The organism is Kribbella sp., assembly GCF_035655035.1.
In the GTDB taxonomy this organism is placed as follows: Bacteria; Actinomycetota; Actinomycetes; order Propionibacteriales; family Kribbellaceae; genus Kribbella.
Window position 1 is genome coordinate 1 of the sequence record NZ_DASRVN010000336.1, and the last position, 3,119, is coordinate 3,119.

At 72.2% G+C, this 3,119-nt stretch carries 3 protein-coding genes and 1 pseudogene; all 4 read left to right on the forward strand.

What is annotated here, in order from left to right; genetic code table 11:
- Window positions 1–410: pseudogene (locus VFF46_RS18880) on the forward strand (hypothetical protein); the annotation flags it as partial.
- Entirely contained in the window at window positions 410–1,087 is a 678-nt protein-coding gene (locus VFF46_RS18885; protein ID WP_325038464.1) for an ABC transporter ATP-binding protein, read from the forward strand. The pseudogene VFF46_RS18880 and the gene VFF46_RS18885, both read left to right, overlap by 1 nt.
- Window positions 1,084–1,758 (forward strand): ABC transporter ATP-binding protein, encoded by a 675-nt coding sequence (locus VFF46_RS18890; RefSeq protein WP_325038462.1) that lies wholly within the window; start codon window positions 1,084–1,086, stop codon window positions 1,756–1,758. Before VFF46_RS18885 ends, VFF46_RS18890 begins: the two co-directional genes overlap by 4 nt.
- The coding region (locus VFF46_RS18895; RefSeq protein ID WP_325038463.1) for an ABC transporter permease at window positions 1,755–3,119 on the forward strand (1,365 nt) is incomplete at its 3' end. The genes VFF46_RS18890 and VFF46_RS18895, both read left to right, overlap by 4 nt.

A 3,119-nucleotide genomic window follows, 5' to 3' on the forward strand; every position in this document is an offset into this window, starting at 1 on the left:
CCGGGTTCTCGGTGAAGGTGCCGGAGGGCTGGGCCAGGACGGTGACCGGTACGACGACCTCGTTCACGGACAAGCTGAACCGGATCGAGACCACGCCGTCGGCCATGTCCGCGCCGCCGACGGCACAGTCGGTGCAGACGACGGTCGTCCCGCAGTTGAGCCGTAGCGTGCCGCGGTTCGCGATGGGCAAGGTCAGCGAGATCACCCGGTCCGCGGGCAAGGTCGTACTGGTCACGTACCAAGGGGACTCGGCGCAGGACCCGGTGACCGGCAAGGTCGTCCGCGACGCCTTCGAGCGGTACCTGTTCTACCGCGGCGGCAAGCAGGTCGCGCTGACGCTGATCGGGCCGGTGAACGCCGACAACGTCGACCCGTGGAAGATCGTCTCCGACTCGTTCCGGTGGGCCTGATGACGGGCGGGATGGTGGGGACGGCAACCGACGACGTGTTGTGGTGCCACGACCTGTACCGGTTCTACCGCTCCGGTGACGAGGAGACGCTGGCGTTGCGCGGCGTCAGCCTGCGGGTCGCCCGCGGCGAGGTGGTGGCCGTGGTCGGCCCGTCCGGTTCCGGCAAGTCGACGTTGCTCGCCTGCCTGGCCGGGCTGGACGAGCCTGACGGCGGCGCGGTCACACTCGGCGGTGAACGGGTCAGCCATCGCCCGGAGGCCGAGCGCGCCCGGATCCGCAGCCGCCGCCTCGGCGTCATGCTGCAGTCCGGCAACCTGATCACCCAGCTGTCGGTGCGGGCGAACATCCAGCTGGTACAGGGAAAGCAGGGCACCGGCTATGCCGAGCTGCTCGAGCAGGTCGGGCTTCAGGACCGGGCCTCCGCCCTGCCGCGTGAGCTGTCCGGCGGAGAGCTGGCGCGCGCGGGGCTGGCGGTTGCGCTGAGCAACGATCCCGACGTACTGCTGGCCGACGAGCCGACCGGTGAGCTCGACGGCAAGACCGAACAGGTCGTCCTGGACCTGATCCGGGCCCGCGCCCGCGACGGCCGCGGCGTCCTGCTGGTCACGCACAGCCCGGCGGTGACCGGGATCGCCGACCGGGTGATCGCCTTGTCCGACGGGAGGATCGCGGCATGACGCTGGTTCGGTGTACCGACGCCGCCCGCACCTTCGGGCACGGCGATCAGGCGGTGGTCGCGGTGCACGGTTGCACCTGTACGGTCGAGCCGGGCGCGCGGATCGCGATCACCGGGTCGTCCGGATCCGGCAAGTCGACGCTGCTGCACCTGATGGCCGGCCTGGAGGTTCCGACCGACGGAGCCGTCGAGTGGCCCGAGTTCGGGGACAGCGCGGTCGAGCGGTCCCGCGACATCGCCGTCGTCTTCCAGGGCCCGAGTCTGCTGCCCGCCCTGACCGTGGCGGAGAACGTCGCGCTGGCCGCCGTACTCACGGGAACGGACGAGGCCGCGGCCGACGAGCGCGCGGCGGCCGCGATGGAGACGGTCGGCGTCGCAGCGCTGGCGGATCAACTCGCCGACACGCTGTCCGGCGGGCAGGCGCAGCGGGTGGCCATCGCCCGGGCGATCGCCCTGCGCCCCCAGCTCGTACTCGCGGACGAGCCCACCGGTCAGTTGGACGCGGCGACCGGTACGCACGTTCTCGACGTACTGCTCGCGGCCGCGGCGGAGACCGGGGCAGCGCTGGTCGTCACGACGCACGACCCGACCGTCATCGGGCGGTTCGGCGAGCACTGGCAGATGAACGACGGACGGCTCGTCGTACCGGCTGAGGAAGGTGTCCTCCGATGATGCTCTGGTTGCAGGGCCTGATCCGCCGCCGCGCCTGGCGGCTGCTGGCGACCGCGGCCGGCGTCGGCCTCTCGGTCGCGCTGATCGCCGCGATCGGCGCGTTCCTGACCGCTTCGAAGGCGACGATGACGGATCGCGCGGTCGCGACGGTCGCCGTCGACTGGCAGGTCGAGGTCCAGCCGGGCGGCGATCCCGCGGCGGTACAGGCCGCCGTCCGCCAGGCTCCCGGGATCGCGACCGCGCTGCCGGTGCAGTTCGGCCGTACGACGGGATTCCAGGCCACGGTCGGCGGATCGTCGCAGTCCACCGGGCCCGGCGTCGTACTGGGGATCCCGAAGGACTACCGCACCGCGTTCCCGGGTGAGGTACGGCAGCTGACCGGGCGGTCGGACGGCGTACTGCTGGCGCAGCAGACCGCGGCGAACCTGCACGCGGCGCCCGGCGACACGATCCGGATCGGCCGGCCCGGGCTCCCGCCGGTACCGGTCACGGTGGACGGCGTGATCGACCTGCCGCAGGCCGACTCGCTCTTCCAGAAGGTGGGCGCGCCGCCGCAGTCGCAACCGTCCGCGCCGCCCGACAACGTCGTGCTGCTGCCCGCGGACCGCTTCGCCCAGCTGATGGGCCCGGTCGCTGCCGTTGATCCGCAGGCGATCACCACCCAGATCCACGCGAACCGGACCGCGGCCCTGCCGCACGCCCCGGCGGCCGCCTACACCGCGGTCGTTGGCGCTGCCCACAATCTGGAGGCGGCGTCGACGGGGTCGGCCGTGGTGGGGGACAACCTCGCCGCCGCGCTCGATGCCGCGCGCAGCGATGCGGCGTACGCGCAGATCCTCTTCCTCTGTCTCGGCCTTCCGGGTGCCGTGCTGGCGGCCTTGCTGACGGCCGCGGTGGCCGGGTCCGGAGCCGTCCGGCGACGGCGCGAGCAGGCGTTGTTGCGGGTGCGCGGATTCGGCATCCGCCGGGTCGTGGGGCTGGCGGCGCTGGAGGCCGTACTGGTCGGCGTACTCGGTGGGCTCCTGGGGTTGATCGTGGCAGCGGTCGTCGGACGGAGCGCCTTCGGCAGTACGTCGTTCGGCGCGGGGACGGGGTCGACGCTGCTGTGGTTCGGGATCGCGTTCGTTGCCGGGCTGGTGATCGCCGGGCTCACCGTGTTGCTGCCCGCGGTCGGTGATCTGCGCGGCAGCAGCGTGGTCGCCGCGCGTCGGCAGGTCGATCGGGTCCGCAACCCGTTGTGGATGCGGCTCGGGCTGGACTTCATCTGCCTGATCGTCTCGCTGTTGGTATTCCGTGCGTCGAGCAGCAACAACTACTCGCTGGTGCTCGCGCCTGAGGGCGTGCCGCAGATCTCGGTGTCG